This window comes from Vibrio sp. KUL70 (genome assembly GCF_059725515.1).
This window is the reverse complement of sequence record NZ_AP045835.1, coordinates 1,127,139-1,145,154: the sequence shown is the minus strand read 5'-3', so window position 1 is coordinate 1,145,154 and position 18,016 is coordinate 1,127,139. Positions and strand designations below refer to the sequence as shown.

Genomic DNA, 18,016 nt, shown 5'->3' with positions numbered 1-18,016 from the left:
TAGTAAATCTGACCATATTATAAGTACCTACCCTGAGAACCGTTGATGTAGTCGCTAGGAAGATTTTCTAGTCTGTAATCTAAAAACAACTCTTCATCTTTTTCCACATCAACTTTTGTGACAATAGACATTTTATCTTTGTTTATTTCTAAGTTTGGTTTTCTATTGTGATTTATATATGAATACTTAGTTCTTAATGGTCTTACAAGTAATTTTTCTTTTTCCATATAATTACATTCCATGAAGAAATAGTCACTATACCCAGGGATATTTTGGGAAATGCTATTTTTTATAATATCCCATTGATTTAAGGTCATTACCTGACCATCCAAAAATCCTAGCGTAGTCCCTTTATTTATCTTCTTCTTCGAAAACAATCCAAAGCCATGTACGCTCGATTTGGATATATATGTTTCAGATATATTATCCAATGTATTGCGAATGACAAATTTTAAATCATTAGTGACACTCACTATATACCCCTTTTTACCATCTTCAGGCTTAGATCAAAAAACAACAATCAGCATATTAAAACAAAGTCAATTAATTGTTAATTGACTACATAGGCATCTGTGAGCTTAAACACCTCTTTTACTTATTAAAAATGAAGGCTAGGTATTGCTTCAGCTAAAGAACCCTGTACGCGTGACAGGAAAGGCGAACTGGCTGGTTTTCAAATTGACGTGGTGAAACACCTAGGCGACAGGTCTGATCGCAAAGTGAAATTTGGCTTATTGTAGGTGCGGTCTATTTTGTCCTGTGCTTTGCCCTATCTCGCCTGTTTAAATGGATTGAATTTCGCTCTCGCGCCTATCTTAATCGCTAGACAAAAAAATGGCCTCAAGCTAATCGCTCAAGGCCATTTTGCCACAATTAAATTAACGTTCGTTTAGTGCCCAAGCCAACTCAATACTGATACCTATGAGGATAAATCATATTGAGTGAACGTTAACCTGCTTGCATGTATCCTTCTGATTATGCGCGACTCGTTTTGGTCGCACTGTTTCAAAACCCTACGCCGTTAGAACTGGTACGCGGCAGACAGTTTGTAGTTACGACCCGGTTCGTAATCGTCTAGCACAAAACCACGAGCTGTACCTGAACGTGACGCATGAGAGGTGTACAACTCATCGAACACATTATCTATACCGAACGTAACCGATAAACCCTCAACACTATTTGGCACCCATTGAGCATAAAGGTTGTGTACATCGTAGCCTTCTTTGATTGGCGCACCATCAGCCACGTTTGTTTCATCCTTAACAAGGATCGACGTCCAACCGAAGATTGTCTCTAAGGAATCCGCTTGATAATCCAACGTTAGCGCTATGCTGTCACCCATATCAATGCTTCGGCCATTACCACCCGGTACATAGCCACCTGTCTCTTTGTTTTTCGTATCTGAACGCGAGTAAGAGAGCTTACTATTGAACATATCGTAACTATAAGAAACGCTCGCTTCGAAACCTTTAATTTCAACATCGCCCAAGTTGTAGATTAAGTAGGACGAAGTAGCACCTTGATATGCCTCCGCAATATAGTCATCAATATCGGTTTGGAATACCGTCACATTTGCACCCAAGAAGTGATCTTCGATGTATTTGCTGAATCGAACGCCACCCTGCGTGTTCAGGCCAGTTTCAGCTTTAATATCTTCAGCGAGATACGCCACATCTTGGTAAGCGATAAAGCTCTCTAACAGCTCTGGGCCTTTAAACAGTGAACGTGCACTTGCGAACACGGTCCAGTCTTGTGTTACCCCCCATTCGGTTGCCAACGCCCATGTCACATCATCAAAATTATCAGTACCGGTTTCTGCTTTACGTTTATAATCATCAAAACGTAGACCCGCTGTTACAGAGAAATTGTCTGTGAAATAAAATTGGTCTTCTGCAAACAGCGCCGTAGAAATAGCAGACTCATCCATGAATTTACGGCTTCCGTAGTAAGAGCTTGACGTCTTATCCATGTAATCAAAACCATAGGTCACTGTATTGTCGAAGCTTGCGATACTAAAGTCAGATTGAATTTTTGCAGTCAAACCAAAGTTCTGGTTTTTTGCTTTGTTTTTCGATTGACGGTTGCCAGGCCATGCTGGAGCCATAACGGATTCGTCACGAACGATCTCTGTCATCGTGTTATAGAGTGTTACGTCAGCTTGATGCGTGTCGCCGCGCAACTCGTAGCCCAACGTGACCGTGTCACGATCATATTCCGTTGGGATGAGCTTATCGCTCGACAAGCCTTCGTTTGCACCACCAGACATGTCAGGACGCGGGCTATAGTCGCCACTATCTCTATAAAGATCATAAGCTAATTCAAAACGATGTAGATCACTCGGCTCATAGCCGATTTTACCTAGAACGTTATAGACATCACCTGCCGCGCCAAAGGTCTTGTTGCCGTCTCCGTCTTCGAAGTCATCACGTGTTACAAAGTTGCCATACAACATCAGATCAATGGTATCTGTTGGGGTGCCATAAACCGTTAATGAACCTTGTTGGCTGTCATTTGTCGCATAGCCACCATAAACGCGAGCGCCAAAGGTTTCATCGTAACGCAGCAAGTCCTTCGCATCTTTCGTTTCAAAGTAAACCGCACCACCCAGTCCATTTTGAGTCACTGAATTGTTACCCACCTGAATGTCAGCAGACTTTAGAATATCTGGGTTCAGAGTGAGGTTACCGATATGGTGGAACATATTCGCATGTTGAGACGCACCATCTAAGCGAATATCGAGATCCGTTTCGCTTAAACTACGTATCGTTATTCGTTGATTAACAGAGTGCGTGCCCCCAACATCAACACCAGGAATATCACGCAGTAGGTCAGACATATGATCCGCCTGTTTGAGTGACATGTCTTCAGACACCATAGACTCGGAGTTACTCGACACCTTAGTTCCCCAGACAACCACCTCTTCAAAGTGTGATGTTGAATCTTCGGCAAAAGCAGGGCTAGCGATAGCCGCGCCGATTGCGAGACATAATGTTGATCGCTTAATGGTCAAATGGATTGGGCTTTCCATAAATTCTTTTCCTAGATATAAATGATAATAATTCTCATATATAATATGAGGCGAGTTTATAAATGGACAGACGATTCACTTATGCAAAATCGCATAGGTGTTATGAGGAAAAGTCAAATGGGTGAAGTAGTTTCAAAACGAGCTAGAATTGGCAAAGTCACGTTGACAAAAAAATTAGAGCAAACAGAAAAGCAGATTATTGTCACACAGGGCCAACCTAAGCAGACTTCACTTGCTGAAGGGACCTTTCTTTCTTATCAATACAATGACCAGATCTTTGTGCATGGAGGGCGTTGTGTAGAGCTCGTGGATACTAAAATCGTCTCAACGGCGCATGCCGCTGTCTTAGTCACGATACTCTTGGAGGGCAAATTATCGTTTGGTTATGATGATCTGGAGTTCAGCCTTGACGCATCAGAAAAACCGCAAGGTGTTGTGGTAAATCTCGCTAAACCTGCGAATTTCCGCCGTGCCATGGTCGCCAATAATCATCTGAATAAGATTAATATCTTAGTAAAACCACAATGGCTTGAAGCTCGAATGAATGAAGACTGCACTAGTCGCGAATTTATTAAATCGCATACGGCAAACTACCCTCTAGAAATCACCGATCAGATCTTCCAGCTTGCCCAAACATTAACCACAAGTTCTACACCAGATGATTTCCACCAGAAACTGCATATAGAAGCCTTAACACAACAATTGTTGGCAAGTTCACTTTCACAACTTACCCTATCCTGCTGCCAAGTTTGTCAAAACCGTCCAGAGAAATTAGGCTTGGCAAACAGCTCAAGTGCAATACGAAACAGAAGTAACGATGAACGTATTGAGGCGATGATCAGCTATATTGAAATTCATTTGGATCAAGAGCTCAGCTTAGAGACTCTAGCGAAGAAGTTCTCAATGAGTGTTTCTAATATCCAAAGACGGTTCAAGCAGTCTTACAACATGACGATCAACGGATACATCCGCTTCAGACGACTTGAAATCGCGCGTCAACACCTGGAAAGAGGACTCGTATCAATTACCGAAGCCGCATACGAAGCAGGCTATCAGCATCCATCCAATTTCACTAACGCGTTCAAGAAGACTTTCGGCATGCCACCTCATGATATTGCTGCAAGAACATCGTAAACACCCGTTCAAAAACGACAAAATTAGAACATGAATGCCCGTATAAAACAGGCACCATGAGTTTTGATACTTATCTTTCCACTTTTGGGGAGTAGATTGAATAGGCGGTGATCTGCCCCGCGACAATAGCCGAGAACATAAATAGCGCTGACAAACCAATGCTCGGAATTGGCAATATGGACTGCTCAAAGACCGATTGGCTAGCACTTACCAATACACGACTGCCCGGAACCAGAATGATGATACCTTGGACAATATAGATTGAACCGGTGAGCTCCATCTTTTTGGCAATCCAAGTACCATATAGCGTGATCAATACGGTCGTCACCCAAGTGCCAACAACCCAACCACTATCGAAGCCTAGGTAGAATGGTCCCCACATTCCAAGTACTGCGACAGGCAAACCCAGCAGAATATCTTTTGGTCGAGCGTTGAACATCACACCAATGGACACTGAGATTAACACCAGACCGGATATATGCATCCATGTGGGCACTTCGTTGATGTATGAGATCGACACCGCTTGGCCCCATAATGCCTCACCAATGTTTAACCCCATGACAATGCCGACGAAAAGCTTGATCAAGGTTAACGCGCTCTGCCCTAATAAACTCGTCCCCGAGACCAAATCGTTGAACGCTAAACACTCTAATGAGTTAGCGATCGACAATCCCGGTACAAACAGTACAATCGAAGCAATACACAAAGCCCATACAGGAATCGGCAGCCCAGTGCTAGCGAGGAAGGCAACAAAAATACCGGTAATTAACGCAGCAATGAACTCGACTGCAATGGCGCGTCGCCCATGACAAATTTGCTGACACAACCACACCATCAAGCCTAACAGAACAGAAAAGCCCACGGCTTCCAAAGTACTGCCGACTAACATTAAGTACGCGGGTGGAATCCCCATGTTCGCTAGAGCTGTGACAAACTTCGAATAGCCTACGGGTTCTGGAACGGGTTCGCTGCTCGGTTGGTTAATACGAATGATGGTGTTCGCTAACAGACTCAAGTTAATTGAAGCAGGTTTAAGACGCTTCAAAATAACCGCATTATTATCATCAGGAAACTGGTAGTTAATTGCCGTTGGTGTCGCTTGGATCATCACATCAACACCATGTTTTTGGGCGTAGTGTTGTGTGTACTTTTCAAGTTTATAAGGAGCACAGCCACTGCGATGTAGAGTGTCGCCGATTTCAACAATTTTGTTAATTCGATACTGGGAAGGCATGGACGTTATCGAGGTGAATAAATATGGTGCAAATGTAACAAACGTGGGTCGAATTGACGAGCAATTTGGTAGCACTAGTCACTCATTTTTATGCTTTTTCTCAGTATAAAAATCACATTATACAAAGCCCCCTTCTGAAATGGTGACCAATTATATCAATGCCATATAGTTTGCTGAACCAATCCAAATAAAACCCTAATAACAAATGAGAGACTATTACAGTCGTAGTAAAGAGTTGCTCACCCTAGTTTGTAACAATGATTGATAACTGCGCTGAAGTTGCGAGTTGAAAAACCACTACTACCAAAACTCTCTGACCGATAAGAACCTCTTGTTTTCAAGCCTTTTCTGATCTCTTTTTCAACACAGACTCGAATGGGTATTACTTGCTAAATTGTGTACACAGTAGATCATAATGGACAAAAACAAAGCGTAACGGTGATTATGCGACCACTTAACATAAAAATTGGGAAAAAAAGGTTTCGTTTTCAGTCAGATGTGGCATTATCATTCTCGTTAAGACGATGTGCGTGCATCGTATAATGGCTATTACCTCAGCCTTCCAAGCTGATGATGCGGGTTCGATTCCCGCTGCACGCTCCAACTCTTACTCCTGCTTAGTCTTTCTCAATAAGACGATAAGCGTGCATCGTATAATGGCTATTACCTCAGCCTTCCAAGCTGATGATGCGGGTTCGATTCCCGCTGCACGCTCCAACTCTTTGTAAGTAAAATCCCAATTTAACTGTTTGTAGTGAAACGCTTTAGTGCGTGGTTTTGTGTGTCTGGAAGCCAGTTATTTTTGCCCATGAAGTCATACAACCATTGCTTAATGGATGACTAAATAAAATAGATAACGGCCTCATGAAGCAAATGATGGGCTGTCGACAATTATTGCCAAAAAGACCAATAAATAACATCCGGAATTTGTTGACCAATCTAGTATTACACTACTATTTCTCAATATGGGTGGAACGATTACCCGTCTCTGATAACTCGTATAAGGAATCCAGATGTTTAGTTCATGGATGAACAATGACCAATATATTTTAACCCTAATTCTCACGGCCATTGTTGCTATGTTCTTGTTCAGCTCTTGGCGTCACGACATGGTCGCATTTGCAGGACTAACAGCCACTGTTATTTTCGGGCTGGTTGCTCCTGACCAAGCTTTTCTTGGCTTTGGACACCCTGCTGTTGTGACCGTTGCGTGTATATTAATATTGAGTCAAAGCTTACAAAACTCCGGGGCGGTAGACATACTTGCACGTAATATCTTGCCTGAGAATGCAGGTAGAACCGTCAGTATTTTTGTTTTGATGGGCCTAGGTGCTTTTTTGTCTGGTTTTATGAACAATGTCGGCGCGATGGCTTTGTTAATGCCGGTCGCGATTCAGTTGTCACAAAAGCTACAGATGTCCCCAGGCCAAGTATTAATGCCTCTCGCCTTTGGTACGATTCTCGGAGGAATGACTACTTTGATCGGCACACCACCAAATTTGATCGTTGCCGGTTTTAGAGAGGAAGTCGGGATCGGCAGTTTTTCAATGTTCGATTTTTCACCTATCGGGATTTCTGTCGCGTTCGCTGGAATTTTATTTGTCGCGGCAATTGGTTGGCGTCTTGTTCCTGCAAGAGCTAAGGCTGAATCTGATGGATTTGAATCAGGGGCCTACTTGACTGAGTTACATGTAGGGTCAACAAGTAAAGTGGTTCGTTTGACCATAAGAGAGATCAAAGAACTCATCAAAGACATAGATGCGCAAGTTACGGGCATAGTTCGTAACCAAGTAAAAATTATCGCACCTAACCCAGGAAGAAGAGTACTGTCAGATGATATTTTAATTGTTGAGGCCGAAGCTGATTCGTTAAACGAGCTTCTATCAGTTTTAGGGCTCAAACTGTTGCACGAATTTGAAAACAAACAGGAACATGGCGAAGAAGTTCTCACTAATTCTGTTCAAAAGACGACATCTAAAACATCTAGTGATGACAATGATAACGAGACCAATGAACCTGATAGTGACAAATCAGACAGTGAACAAGATGAAGTTAGTTTGTTTGAGTTGGTTGTGAAACCATCATCTGTACTTTGTAACAGACGTGTTGGCGATTTAGAGCTACAAGCTAAATATGGGGTTAATTTACTTGCGTTATCTCGTGAAGGACACAAAAAGACACATCGCCTCAGAGCTCAATCCATCTTATCTGGGGACCTACTTCTTTTACAAGGCAATCAAGAGTCTGTAATGGCTTTTGCTTCTGATTACGGATGTGTTCCTTTAGCACACAGAGACCTGCGATTACCCAACAAACGTAATGCGCTGATATCTAGTACAATTATGTTGATTTCGATTGTAGTCGCAGCAATTGGTTTATTGCCCGCTACAGTCGCATTCTCAATCGGTGTCGTCGCCTCATTGGCGCTTAAAACGATTGCGCTCAGAAAGGTGTACGATGCCATCGATTGGTCTGTCATTGTACTTCTCGCGTCACTAATCCCAATTGCAACTACAATACAGACCTCTGGTATGGCGGATATCATCGCTCGTTTTTTACTAGACACGATCGCTCAAGGAAACGCTGTCGTTACATTGGTTCTAATCTTGATTGTGACGATGTTTCTGTCTGACCTAATGAACAACGCTGCTACTGCCGCAGTAATGTGTCCAATTGCGATTGGAGCCGCAACAGCGTTGAATGTCAGTCCTGATTCATTTTTAATGGCTGTCGCGATTGGAGCATCTTGCGCATTTTTGACACCAATCGGTCACCAAAACAACACCCTAATCCTCGGTCCAGGTGGGTTCAAGTTTGGCGATTACTGGAAGTTGGGACTACCGTTAGAGCTCTTAGTTATCGCCATCTCGGTTCCTCTATTATTGCTTATTTGGCCACTTTGACCCCCGTAACTAATGCCGTGTCGACGATTTAATATGATAAGTAACTACAAATCAATGCCTTACCGGATTTACTCTTAATTTATAAACACATCTCAGCGGAGAACAGCCTTTATCCTAACCTCAGATTGATATGAGACCACACTCGCAACATTGGCAGATTTCCGCTTTGTAGCGGCATTTCATAATCTCAATCAATCTACCGATTTGAACCTTGTGTTAGTGTTCGCGCATCAAAAGCAATGTCGTAATAACAAAAATGTTAAAAAATAAAGAGTTAAGCGTAGACGCCATTACAGTGGTGCTGACTAAAGTTGAAAATGCGAACAAGATTGAGCTCAATACGCTAAAAGGTTACGTCGCACAACAACCTACACAAGCGATCCGTAACTTCCAGGCATTGAGTGAAGCTGAGTCTATTGACGATAAGTTGAAAAAGATCATGACCGATATGCCTGATCTTAGCGACGAAGCGCACCATGTACTTGAAGCTTCTATCTTGCTTTGAGGTACAAACTCAATATCAAGAACAAAAGTGAAATTCTAGTCGTATCGACAAACGAAAAAGAGCAATCACCGTTAAAAAATCGATGGCTGCTCTTCATTGTTCAATGCGTACGTGATGCGAGTAACTTGAATAACAACAAACCAGAACCTTAATCTAGATTGAGGTCAATGCGCCCCAGCCAATAAACAAAGGCCGAGCCAGACCTACTTAAATTGCCTCGCCTCAAAAGCTCTCGGTTCTTCTCTGTTTCTCTCTCGCTGACCAGCAATGATTCTGTTTTTGCTCATCCCAACCTTGATCTGATACCAAGTCTCTAACATGAGTGCCTTGCCAGGACTTGTCCACCACGTTTTCTGGTACAATTTTTTGCTTGCGGCAATTGCGTCTGGGCTTCGATTAACGCACTCCAACGCCAAATTGTATGCTTCCATGTAAGGATCTGACGAGAGGTGAGTAACCAAACCGTAGCTTTTCGCTGTCTGGCTATCGATCACCTTTGCCGTCATTGCCATTTCCAATGTATGGTCTTGGCGCATCACTTCTCGAAAAGCAAGCGAGCCTCCCATGTCTGGGATCAATCCCCACTTACCTTCCATTATTGAAAAGTTTGAATCATAGCTCGCGATACGGAAGTCCCCACCACAGGCTAACTGCAAACCACCTCCCCAACACTTACCGTGAATAGCGAAAATGACGGGGCATGGAATCTCTCGCCATCCGGTTGAAAAGCGTTGTGCTGCATTCGCTTGGGTAGGCCACCATTTGAACAGCAGCTTTAATGCACCCATTTTACTCGTGAGTAGTGATTTAACATCGAGGCCAGAGCAAAAATCACTTCCGTTGGCAGTCACAATCACTGCTCGAAGAGTTTTATTTTTCTTTAGTTCTCGAGTGAGCTGGTTCACTGCCATAAACATATCCATGTCTATGGCGTTCAGTTTATCTGGTCGATTGAGGGTTACTGTCGCGATATTGTTGTCATCTATAGTGCAAGTTACACGATCTTGATTAGGCATAATGTAAGACATCCGATGTCATGGGCTTACTTTTAGAGTAAACATTTTATTAACATACTCAAATATCTATCGGTAAATTTGATACCTAATCAACGTATTCATGTTGATTCACATAAAAAGCAGTACCTAAGTTCTGCTAAGTACTAAATCATCACAATCACATGAGTCTTTAATCACGCCTTGCTTTTAACAAGAGGAAGATAAAGTAACTACCACCGATGACAGAAACCAAAGTCCCTGCGGCCAATTGATCGGGAAATACCACAATTTGTCCTAGCCAGTCGGCAAACAACATCAAGGTGGCACCAATGAACATAGACAATACAATTTGCTCTTTGACCGTTCGAGCGCCAACAATTGCCGCAATATGCGGTCCCAAAAGACCAACGAATGCAACAGGCCCCATTGTTGTTGTCACCACACCGCACAGCACCGCGACCAGACACAACAGCACTAAGTAAGCGGTTGAGATATTTAGTCCTCGGGCTGAAGCGAACTGACGCCCCGAGCCAATTAAAGTAACCCAACGACTTAATGACAAAACCGCGATAACGACCAGTGAGATGACTAAAGCAAGAGTTAACGCAGACTCAGGTTTCACACGATAAGTCGAGCCAGCAAGCCACGCCAACAAAGTGTATTTACCCTCTCCCACTCGTGTTAATGAAAACTGAACCAAAGCCTCTAATACAGCGGTTAACGAGATCCCGGTTAAGATCAAGATGGAAGGCGCGTATTGATGTTTCTTTCCGAGAAAAAGTAAAAGAGCAAGAGCGCCTAAACTACCCGAAAACGCGACCCAAGGACTTAATGTATGGATTGAATGACCAAACAATAAGCTGCTCAAAATCAACGCTAATACCGCCCCCGACGATACCCCTAGGATATCTGGGCTCGCAAGCGGATTGTAAACCAGTCGCTGGAGGATCACCCCAGCCACCGCTAGACCACCACCAGCAAAAATAGCCGTCAGCATACGTGGCCAACGAATTGACCACTCAAACGCATCTGGAACCTGAAAGTAGTGTTCGCTAGATAGCGGATGTGAAAAAGAACTCAATCCAAGCAGCACTATCATTACCGTACCTATCGCAAGATAGACGTTAGCACCCGTTTGCTTTGCTCCTTTCGGCATCGAAAAGAACATCTGATCTTGTGCGGTTAGCTGCTTTCTTGCAATTAAAATCAGCGCGGGAGCACCAATAACGGCCGTCGCTGTACCGGTCGGGATAATATCTAATGACCATTGCCCCATGAAGATAGCAAGACTATCCGTTGCGCACAGAAGTAAGGCGCCTAATAACCCACTCGCGTATAACTCATGCTTCGCCTTAATAGCACCAAGATAACGAGCAATATTTGGTGCAATCAAACCTATAAAACTGATCACCCCGACTGTAGTAATTGATACAGAAACCAGCCAAACACCGATAAACATCAACAAAAAGAACGTGGTACCGATGTTTAAACCACGAGCCGCGGCACCTTCAGTTCCGATCGATAACAACGTCAATACTCGCGGTGCAAATAGGAATATAGCAACAATAGGTAGAAGTTTAGGAAGCAGCCACTCAACTTGCTCCCAACCATTCTGGCCGAGATCGCCCGCACCCCAAATAAATAGATTTTGTGCATATTGGTCGTTGAGCAGAATAATCGCCGTCGCAAATGCGCCAAGTAGCAAGTTGACGGCCATACCGGCCAATACTATCGGCAAGCCGCTCATGTTTTTCAGACCCACAATCGCGACAATCAGCCCCATCGAGGCCAAAGCACCCGACAGTGCGAAGAAGACGGAATACTGCCCAACTAACATTGGCGCAAAGACATTGAGCAGCACCAGCCCAAGCCAAGCACCTGCTGATGTACCCAGCGTCAATGGTGACATCATTCTGTTTTGAGTTAATTGCTGAAATAGGCTACCAATAGTACCTAGAGAGCCGCCCACCAATATCGCCATCACCAAACGCGGTAAATTGACATCAATAAACCCCATCAGCTCAAATGACTGCGCATATAAGTCTTGTAGAGCCGACCAGCTTCCTGCCGCCGCTACCTCATTCATTAATAAAGATACCGGCCCAAAATCGCTCTGCCCTAGCCACAAATGAATGGTGGCTGCGAACAACAATACAGCCACAACAATTAACCCGTTATATTTCATTACTTCTCAGCGAGCTCCAGCATTGATTCAGCTATCGCTTCCGCGTTGTAAAGAATTGACATCGCACCGCCATAACTCCAACTTGGTGCGACTGAAGCAACTTGTTTGTTCTTCACAAACGGCATGCTCTTCCATACTGGTGAACGATTTAGCTTCGCCGTGTAAGGGAAAGGTTCGAAGTACAGTGCAATACCATCTTTTACGTGCTTAAGCTCTGTGATTCGTTTCTGAGTGATACCCCATTGGCTTGCTGGTAATTGAATCGCATTTTCGAAGCCCAACTGCTGTAAAGCGTATTGTGGGATAGAGTTATCACCGTAAATGAACACCGAGTTGGTGCTCGCGAAGCGAAACGAGGTTACTTTCGGTTTGTCTGCCGGATATGCTTTATCGAGCAGGCCTTTAAGTTCAGCGATTCTTTCATTCATCGCTTGCAGTTTTTGATCAGCCACTTCTTCTTTACCAAGGACATGACTGATTTTCTTGAAGTTATCGATCGCTGCGCGCGCGTTATTGTGAGTTTCGCTGTATGTCTTATAGTAGAGAACAGGTGCAATTTCAGATAAACGGGATTCGAGATCTTTCTGCGGTGAAGCGATCAAAATCACATCTGGCTTTAGCTGCTTAAGAACGGAGAAATTCGGTTCTGTGCGTGTCCCAACATCTTGCACCCCTTCTGGGATGGGAGGCTGAACAACCCACTCGTTGTATCCAGCGATATCTGGCACGGCAATAGGTGTCACTCCGAGCTCAATCACCTGCTCTGCAATATCCCAGTTGAGTGCGGCAATTCGTTCAGGCTGTGAAGGTAAGGTTTTAGCGCCTTCACTATCTTGTACTTCAAACTTGGCGAATGCTTGTCCTGAGCATAGGAAAGCCATAATCGATAAACCAATTCCTACTTTGGAAAGTCGTAAGCCTTTATTTATTAATTTCATTTTGTTCTCTATCGGTTTTAGTTGTATGTTTGAATCGAGTAGGAGGAGGCCTCACGGCCTCCGTCCTCTCACACCACCGTACAAGCGTGTATCGCATACGGCGGTTCCAAGGTAGACTAACTTACGTTAGCTTAAGTCCACTATTTAACTTTAACGCCAATGTGGCTTGTCTCTCTTCGCTAGCAACAGATCCGTTTCCGACTTCACCATCATTATTAGCGGAGTTGTAGGGGTTCTACTTTTGACTGAGACTCCATACACACTGAGAATCTGTTAACTGTAGCCTTAAAACCTTGGTTCAGGCCTTCCCCACATTGTAGGTACTATGCCCTCTGCTGACTTCTTATCAATCTTCGTCTAGCATCACTGCTAGCCTAGTCTCGCGGACAATTGATAAGACCTCCCGAGGTAAGATGTCACCCTTTCCCATAGCTCTGCCTGATTTACATAATCACACTTCTGTTCGAGACTTTGGGCTATTCTATCTGTTGCTAGGTTACCCAAGTTGATTATGCCTACTATCAGATTTCTGTTCGTCAAAGCTATGTTTTGCCATTTGCTTCCTTCAGATTCCACCTCACGATGGACACCCTTGCATAGGCTAACGCTTCCTGCTCGACAAGGCGCGTAGAGGACTTTCACCTCCTAGGTTGACACCATGCTCGGCGCACAACGACAAAAGCAGCCTTCTCAGGCTGCTTGATTGTTTGGGTTACTTTAACCCTTTAGAATTCGTAGTTAACACTCAGCTCGACAGACTGCTCTTCGCCGAACCAACAATTACTATTGTCGTAACAGGTGTAATACTCTTCATTAAATAGATTGTTGACTAAGAAGTTTGCAGACGCTCCTGAAAGAGAGTCTGACATCATGCCTAAATCGTAACCAATCGAGATATCAACAACAGTGTAAGATGGCACCATACCTTGAGTATTCGAAGCATCCATTTGCATCTCGCCCATGTATCGGGCACCAGCACTAAAGCGTGTTCCCGACAAAACTCCATCATAAACGTTGTAGTTCCCCCATAACGTGGCTGCGTGTTCAGGGACATAAATAGGAGTCGTACCTTCAAGAGCTGGATTTACATCTTCTGTCACTTCCATATCCAAGTAGGTATAACTTGCCTGAATATCTAGCTCTTCAGTAACAAACCATCGTCCTTCAAGTTCCAGACCTTGTGAACGAACTTCACCCAGCTGAATTTTAGCTCTGTATGAAGGATCTGAAGGGTCAGCAACAATGGAATCTTGTTTAGTGATATGGAAATATGATGCAGTGAACTGCTTGTCCATATCAGGAGACAGGTATTTCACACCGACTTCTACTTGTTCACCTAGCTGAGGTTTCAGAGATTTACCATTAATATCTGTACCAGCAGCTGGCTCAAAACTTGTTGCGTAACTTACAAATGGTGACAAGCCATTGCTTAACTCATATAGCGCCCCAACACGATAAGAAAACTGATTATGATCGGCTTCATCTTTACCATCGTAGGTTGGTAAATCACTTTGTTTATCATCCATCGCTTTAAACATGTCATAACGACCACCCGCGAGTAAAACTAGCGCATCGTAACGAACTTGATCCTGGAAATAGAAACCTAGCTGCTCTGTCGAAATATCATGTGTTTCACGATAACTCTCTTGGAGGTTGTCACGATCCAAAAGATCATTGTTAGGGTTATACACATTGAAGCCGTAGAAGCCTGCACCAGGATTAACGGTATACTCTTTGTAGAGAGAGTCCCCATCTAACTTAATGTAATCAACACCAAAGAGAAGGTTATGCTCTAGCCCACCAGCCAAAACAGTACCTGAAACTTGATTATCAATTGCGAAGCTTTGTGACTCTTCATCGGTACTGTATACATTTCGAATCATCGCGCCCGTAGCAGGGTTAAAATTTGTCGAACGATGATATGTATTCTCTTGATATAGAGAAGCATCGGTATAACGAGCATTTTGCAAGAACGACCAATTGTCATTAAATTGGTGATTGATTTTGTAACCCACCATAAGTACTTCACGCTCGAAAGTACTCCAATTTTTATCCCCCATCGACACAGATGGATCATGATATTTGATCGCTTCTAATGGCATCGCAGAGTTTGTTCCCATTGCAGGATCATTCTGATAATAAAGGTTGAAATTAATCAGTGTGTTATCGGATGCTTGCCAATCCAAAGAAGGCGCAATTACATAACGCTCTTCTTCAGCGTTATCTACTTGGCTGTCTTGTTTGCGCGCCAACGCTATCAAGCGGTATGAAAGATCGCCGTCACCAATCTGTCCGGTTGTGTCAATCGACGCTTCCATTAGGCTTCGTGAACCTGTCGAAACACCAACCTTAGTAGAAGCCTCACTTTGTGGCGTTTTGGTAATCATATTAACCATTCCGCCAGGTGGCATTGCACCGTATAAAACCGATGTTGGCCCCTTAAACACTTCTACTTGTTGAATTGCGATGGGATCAATCTGTGGTTGTAAGTTCCAACCGGTCAGGAATGGCAGTACCAAACCATCGTAGTAGCTTTGATTATTAGTAAAACCTCGAATCGAGAATGTGTCGTACATCGTCACTGACGCACCCTTCTGCTCTGTAACCACACCCGGCGCATAACGCAGTGCTTGGTTGAGTGACTTTACACCACGCTGCTCAAGCTGCTCCCCTTCGATGACTGTAATACCTTGTGGGGTTTCTTCCGGCTCCAAAGCAGATTTTGTCGCAGTATTACGATACGCCTTGCCGAGGATCGTTACTGTTTCTACATCTTGCTCAGAGTTTGCTTTCGACTCTTCTGCATATGCTGGAGCGGATAAAGCACTAATGAGCGCGACAGTTAATGCGGAATACTTGAAATGAGTGTGGGTGTTCATGAGTCCCTCAGATACCAATGCTTAAGTTAAATAATAATAAATCTCATTTGCATTGTATGTATCTAAAGGCGTGATAGTTAACAATTTGGTGCAAATATCTATAAAAAAGGTCAATTGCTCAGTAAAAAGCAATTGACCCTTCAATAAATATGGTCAAATTTTGGGTTTCCCCATAAAAAATCAGAGATTGATTAGGCTTTTACTATGGGAACCCAGTACTCCATCTCAGCATCTAGTGACTGTGACTGATAATCCTTTGGATAGACTTCTAGTTCGTAGCCGTCAATTCCGCGATAACCTGAGGATGGAAACCAATTAAGAACAAACCAAGACAACGTATTAGGCAAACCTTGAATAGGTCCTTTATGTTTCACCACTGCATAAGTCTGCTTAGGTACGGTGAGTATCTCTAGTTTTTCTGAAACGACGCTCGGTAGGGTTGGCATAGAGACATTTTCATCTAACACGACACCAGCCCAATATTTCAGGTTCGTGCCGTCAAAATTAGCTTGAGTGATATCGACCACCCCAATAAAACGCAGGTCTTGTTGTTTAGGCAATACCACTTCTTGTTCAAGGCGTGACCACAACTGTGGCACCTTTTGAGAAAAATCCTGCGTGAGAGAAAACAACCCACTGATTTCTGTGCTCATGCCTTTGATCAGGAAAGCATCCTTCTCATCAATTTTTACCTCTACAAAACGAGCGCAACTCCCTTTTTCTAAAGCAGTAGACAACTCCGACACCTCAATAGGCTTTTTTAAACCAACCCTTTTGCCGTTTTTTCGATATTGGCTGGGGCTAATCTCGAACATCTGCTTAAACGCTCTGCTGAAGCTAATCTCTGAGTTGAACCCCAGAGCAATCGCGATATCGATGACTCTTTGGTCTTCATCTAACAACATTTCGCCGGCTCTGCTCAACTTAAGTTCTCGAACATAGTTCGCTACGGTCATTCCTGTCTCTGACTGAAAGACGCGCTGCAGTTGCCAACGAGACCAACAGCTCTGGGTCGCTATCTCTTCTAAAGAGAGTGGGCTACTAAGGTTATTGTGAATAAAACCGAGAACCTTACTAATTCGCTCAAATGCAGGGGTATTCTTATTCAACGTTTATACTTCTTCGTCTTGAGTGGGTTATAAATCGACACGTTATATTCGCCTTGCAAATATTAGTATCATTAACCTCGATTCGGGTCACGCACCGTTTGTTACTGATTCCAAAAGATCCATTTCAAACGACGTCAATGCACCAATTTGTATGGTGAAGTGCGCTTTGTTTGGTTATGATAACGAAATTGATTATCATTTATTACGTTCTTATGTTGGCTCAAATTCACGACATTGTCACCCGTAAAAAAGCCCCGCCTCTTCATCAAAAAGTATTCTCCCTTTCAAAAGAAGTCACCCCTTTCTTAAAAGGTAGCTTCGGGCCCATTAACGGCAAGAGTATTGTGATCAGCAATCCAGAAAGTCACATTGAGATCAAACGTGTTTATGATATCTTGGCCAAAAACCACCCTGAAGCGGGGAATCCATATTGGTTGACTCGCACTTGGGATTTACTCAGCTGGCAACCTATATACGTCTCCTTTATTTCCATTTATGCGTTGCACTCACTGCCTGATATCCAGAATATTGGTCAATCACGCTTAAAAGGGTTTATCACTGGCTACCGTTTTAGCACGGATGCACACCAACATGGTAAGCCTGAAACCTTGATCCCCGAAGCCGGTAAAGCGCTACTGGCTTTATCCGAGTTCTACCGAGAGCAAATTAATAGCTGGACACGCATTCGTCCGGGCTTTACACAGCATTTGCTGGCTGATCATCTTCTAGCGGCACTCATTAAGGTTCAACGTCACCATAATGAGTTCAGCAACGAATATATACGTGAGCAAGCGAGGCTGTGGTTAGAGGCTTGTGAGCTACCCGATCGCCATTTAAGCAGCCTTAAAACCGATCCTGAAACGGGAATGTTGAAGTTGATCAGAACGAGCTGTTGTCTCGTCTACAAGTGTGACTCTCGTAAACTGTGTGATGATTGCCCTCGACATCCAGATAATAAACGTCGAGCAGCTAAATCTACAAAATAACAAGCGGCGTAGAGCGTCACCCCAGCAAAAGTTATTTATATTCCAGTTTTTTTGTTGAAGTGATTCACGATGTTCTCAGCATTGTAAATGCATGGACACCGTGTATGAGTAATTCATGAA

Annotated in this window: 12 protein-coding genes, 2 tRNA genes and 1 pseudogene; 7 read left to right on the top strand and 8 right to left on the bottom strand. The window is 43.5% G+C overall.

Features of this window, described 5'->3' with window-relative positions; all coding sequences use genetic code 11:
• Positions 1–17: 17 nt before the first annotated feature.
• The gene (locus AC6I7V_RS19070; protein WP_498011909.1) at positions 18–473 is read right to left on the bottom strand and encodes an SET domain-containing protein-lysine N-methyltransferase; all 456 of its coding nucleotides are present in this window, start codon (positions 471–473) and stop codon (positions 18–20) included.
• Between the two features lie 248 nt (positions 474–721).
• Between AC6I7V_RS19070 and AC6I7V_RS19065 the strand changes: the two are divergent.
• Positions 722–826 (top strand): annotated as a pseudogene (locus AC6I7V_RS19065) (amino acid ABC transporter permease); the annotation flags it as partial.
• A gap of 195 nt (positions 827–1,021) precedes the next feature.
• On the opposite strand, the gene AC6I7V_RS19060 reads toward AC6I7V_RS19065, so the two are convergent.
• On the bottom strand, positions 1,022–3,028 hold the full coding sequence (locus AC6I7V_RS19060; RefSeq protein WP_498011908.1) for a TonB-dependent siderophore receptor: 2,007 nt from the start codon (positions 3,026–3,028) through the stop codon (positions 1,022–1,024).
• A 21-nt stretch (positions 3,029–3,049) separates the two neighbouring features.
• Between AC6I7V_RS19060 and AC6I7V_RS19055 the strand changes: the two genes are divergently transcribed.
• Positions 3,050–4,162 (top strand): helix-turn-helix domain-containing protein, encoded by a 1,113-nt coding sequence (locus tag AC6I7V_RS19055; RefSeq protein WP_498011907.1) that lies wholly within the window; start codon positions 3,050–3,052, stop codon positions 4,160–4,162.
• Between the two features lie 70 nt (positions 4,163–4,232).
• On the opposite strand, the gene AC6I7V_RS19050 is transcribed toward AC6I7V_RS19055, so the two are convergent.
• Positions 4,233–5,396 (bottom strand): threonine/serine exporter family protein, encoded by a 1,164-nt coding sequence (locus AC6I7V_RS19050; RefSeq protein WP_255231956.1) that lies wholly within the window; start codon positions 5,394–5,396, stop codon positions 4,233–4,235.
• Between the two features lie 528 nt (positions 5,397–5,924).
• Between AC6I7V_RS19050 and AC6I7V_RS19045 the strand changes: the two genes are divergently transcribed.
• From AC6I7V_RS19045 to AC6I7V_RS19030, 4 genes are all read left to right on the top strand, one after another.
• Positions 5,925–5,999 (top strand) — tRNA-Gly (locus AC6I7V_RS19045).
• Between the two features lie 39 nt (positions 6,000–6,038).
• A tRNA-Gly gene (locus AC6I7V_RS19040) sits at positions 6,039–6,113 on the top strand.
• Positions 6,114–6,424: 311 nt separating this feature from the next.
• Positions 6,425–8,299: an SLC13 family permease gene (locus AC6I7V_RS19035; RefSeq protein WP_498011906.1), complete on the top strand. Its 1,875-nt coding sequence runs from the start codon at positions 6,425–6,427 to the stop codon at positions 8,297–8,299.
• Positions 8,300–8,555: 256 nt separating this feature from the next.
• Complete coding sequence (locus tag AC6I7V_RS19030) at positions 8,556–8,804, top strand: hypothetical protein (RefSeq protein WP_498011905.1); 249 nt, start codon at positions 8,556–8,558, stop codon at positions 8,802–8,804.
• 203 nt (positions 8,805–9,007) lie between these two features.
• Here AC6I7V_RS19030 and AC6I7V_RS19025 read toward each other — a convergent pair whose 3' ends face one another.
• The 5 genes from AC6I7V_RS19025 to AC6I7V_RS19005 form a co-directional block, all read right to left on the bottom strand.
• A complete protein-coding gene (locus AC6I7V_RS19025) occupies positions 9,008–9,820 on the bottom strand; it encodes a crotonase/enoyl-CoA hydratase family protein (protein WP_498011904.1) in 813 nt (270 codons plus the stop codon).
• A 169-nt stretch (positions 9,821–9,989) separates the two neighbouring features.
• Positions 9,990–11,984, bottom strand: coding sequence for a Fe(3+)-hydroxamate ABC transporter permease FhuB (gene fhuB, locus AC6I7V_RS19020; protein WP_498011903.1), 1,995 nt, complete (start codon positions 11,982–11,984; stop codon positions 9,990–9,992).
• Entirely contained in the window at positions 11,984–12,865 is an 882-nt protein-coding gene (locus AC6I7V_RS19015) for an iron-siderophore ABC transporter substrate-binding protein (protein ID WP_498012377.1), read from the bottom strand. Before AC6I7V_RS19015 ends, fhuB begins: the two co-directional genes overlap by 1 nt.
• A gap of 782 nt (positions 12,866–13,647) precedes the next feature.
• Positions 13,648–15,801 carry a TonB-dependent siderophore receptor gene (locus AC6I7V_RS19010; protein WP_498011902.1) on the bottom strand — a complete coding sequence of 718 codons (2,154 nt, stop codon included), beginning with the start codon at positions 15,799–15,801 and terminating at the stop codon, positions 13,648–13,650.
• 191 nt (positions 15,802–15,992) lie between these two features.
• Positions 15,993–16,910: an AraC family transcriptional regulator gene (locus AC6I7V_RS19005; protein ID WP_498011901.1), complete on the bottom strand. Its 918-nt coding sequence runs from the start codon at positions 16,908–16,910 to the stop codon at positions 15,993–15,995.
• 212 nt (positions 16,911–17,122) lie between these two features.
• Between AC6I7V_RS19005 and AC6I7V_RS19000 the strand changes: the two genes are divergently transcribed.
• Positions 17,123–17,896, top strand: coding sequence for a siderophore ferric iron reductase (locus AC6I7V_RS19000; RefSeq protein ID WP_255232799.1), 774 nt, complete (start codon positions 17,123–17,125; stop codon positions 17,894–17,896).
• Positions 17,897–18,016 lie beyond the last annotated feature (120 nt).

Excerpts from the sequence above, each read along its gene's own strand:
- AC6I7V_RS19025 (WP_498011904.1), bottom strand. The coding sequence starts at position 9,820 with ATGCCTAATCAAGATCGTGTAACTTGCACTATAGATGACAACAATATC.
- AC6I7V_RS19015 (WP_498012377.1), bottom strand. The coding sequence starts at position 12,865 with ATGGCTTTCCTATGCTCAGGACAAGCATTCGCCAAGTTTGAAGTACAA.
- AC6I7V_RS19055 (WP_498011907.1), top strand. The coding sequence starts at position 3,050 with ATGATAATAATTCTCATATATAATATGAGGCGAGTTTATAAATGGACA.
- AC6I7V_RS19000 (WP_255232799.1), top strand. The coding sequence starts at position 17,123 with ATGTTGGCTCAAATTCACGACATTGTCACCCGTAAAAAAGCCCCGCCT.
- AC6I7V_RS19050 (WP_255231956.1), bottom strand. The coding sequence starts at position 5,396 with ATGCCTTCCCAGTATCGAATTAACAAAATTGTTGAAATCGGCGACACT.
- AC6I7V_RS19035 (WP_498011906.1), top strand. The coding sequence starts at position 6,425 with ATGAACAATGACCAATATATTTTAACCCTAATTCTCACGGCCATTGTT.
- AC6I7V_RS19010 (WP_498011902.1), bottom strand. The coding sequence starts at position 15,801 with ATGAACACCCACACTCATTTCAAGTATTCCGCATTAACTGTCGCGCTC.
- AC6I7V_RS19060 (WP_498011908.1), bottom strand. The coding sequence starts at position 3,028 with ATGGAAAGCCCAATCCATTTGACCATTAAGCGATCAACATTATGTCTC.
- AC6I7V_RS19030 (WP_498011905.1), top strand. The coding sequence starts at position 8,556 with ATGTTAAAAAATAAAGAGTTAAGCGTAGACGCCATTACAGTGGTGCTG.
- fhuB (WP_498011903.1), bottom strand. The coding sequence starts at position 11,984 with ATGAAATATAACGGGTTAATTGTTGTGGCTGTATTGTTGTTCGCAGCC.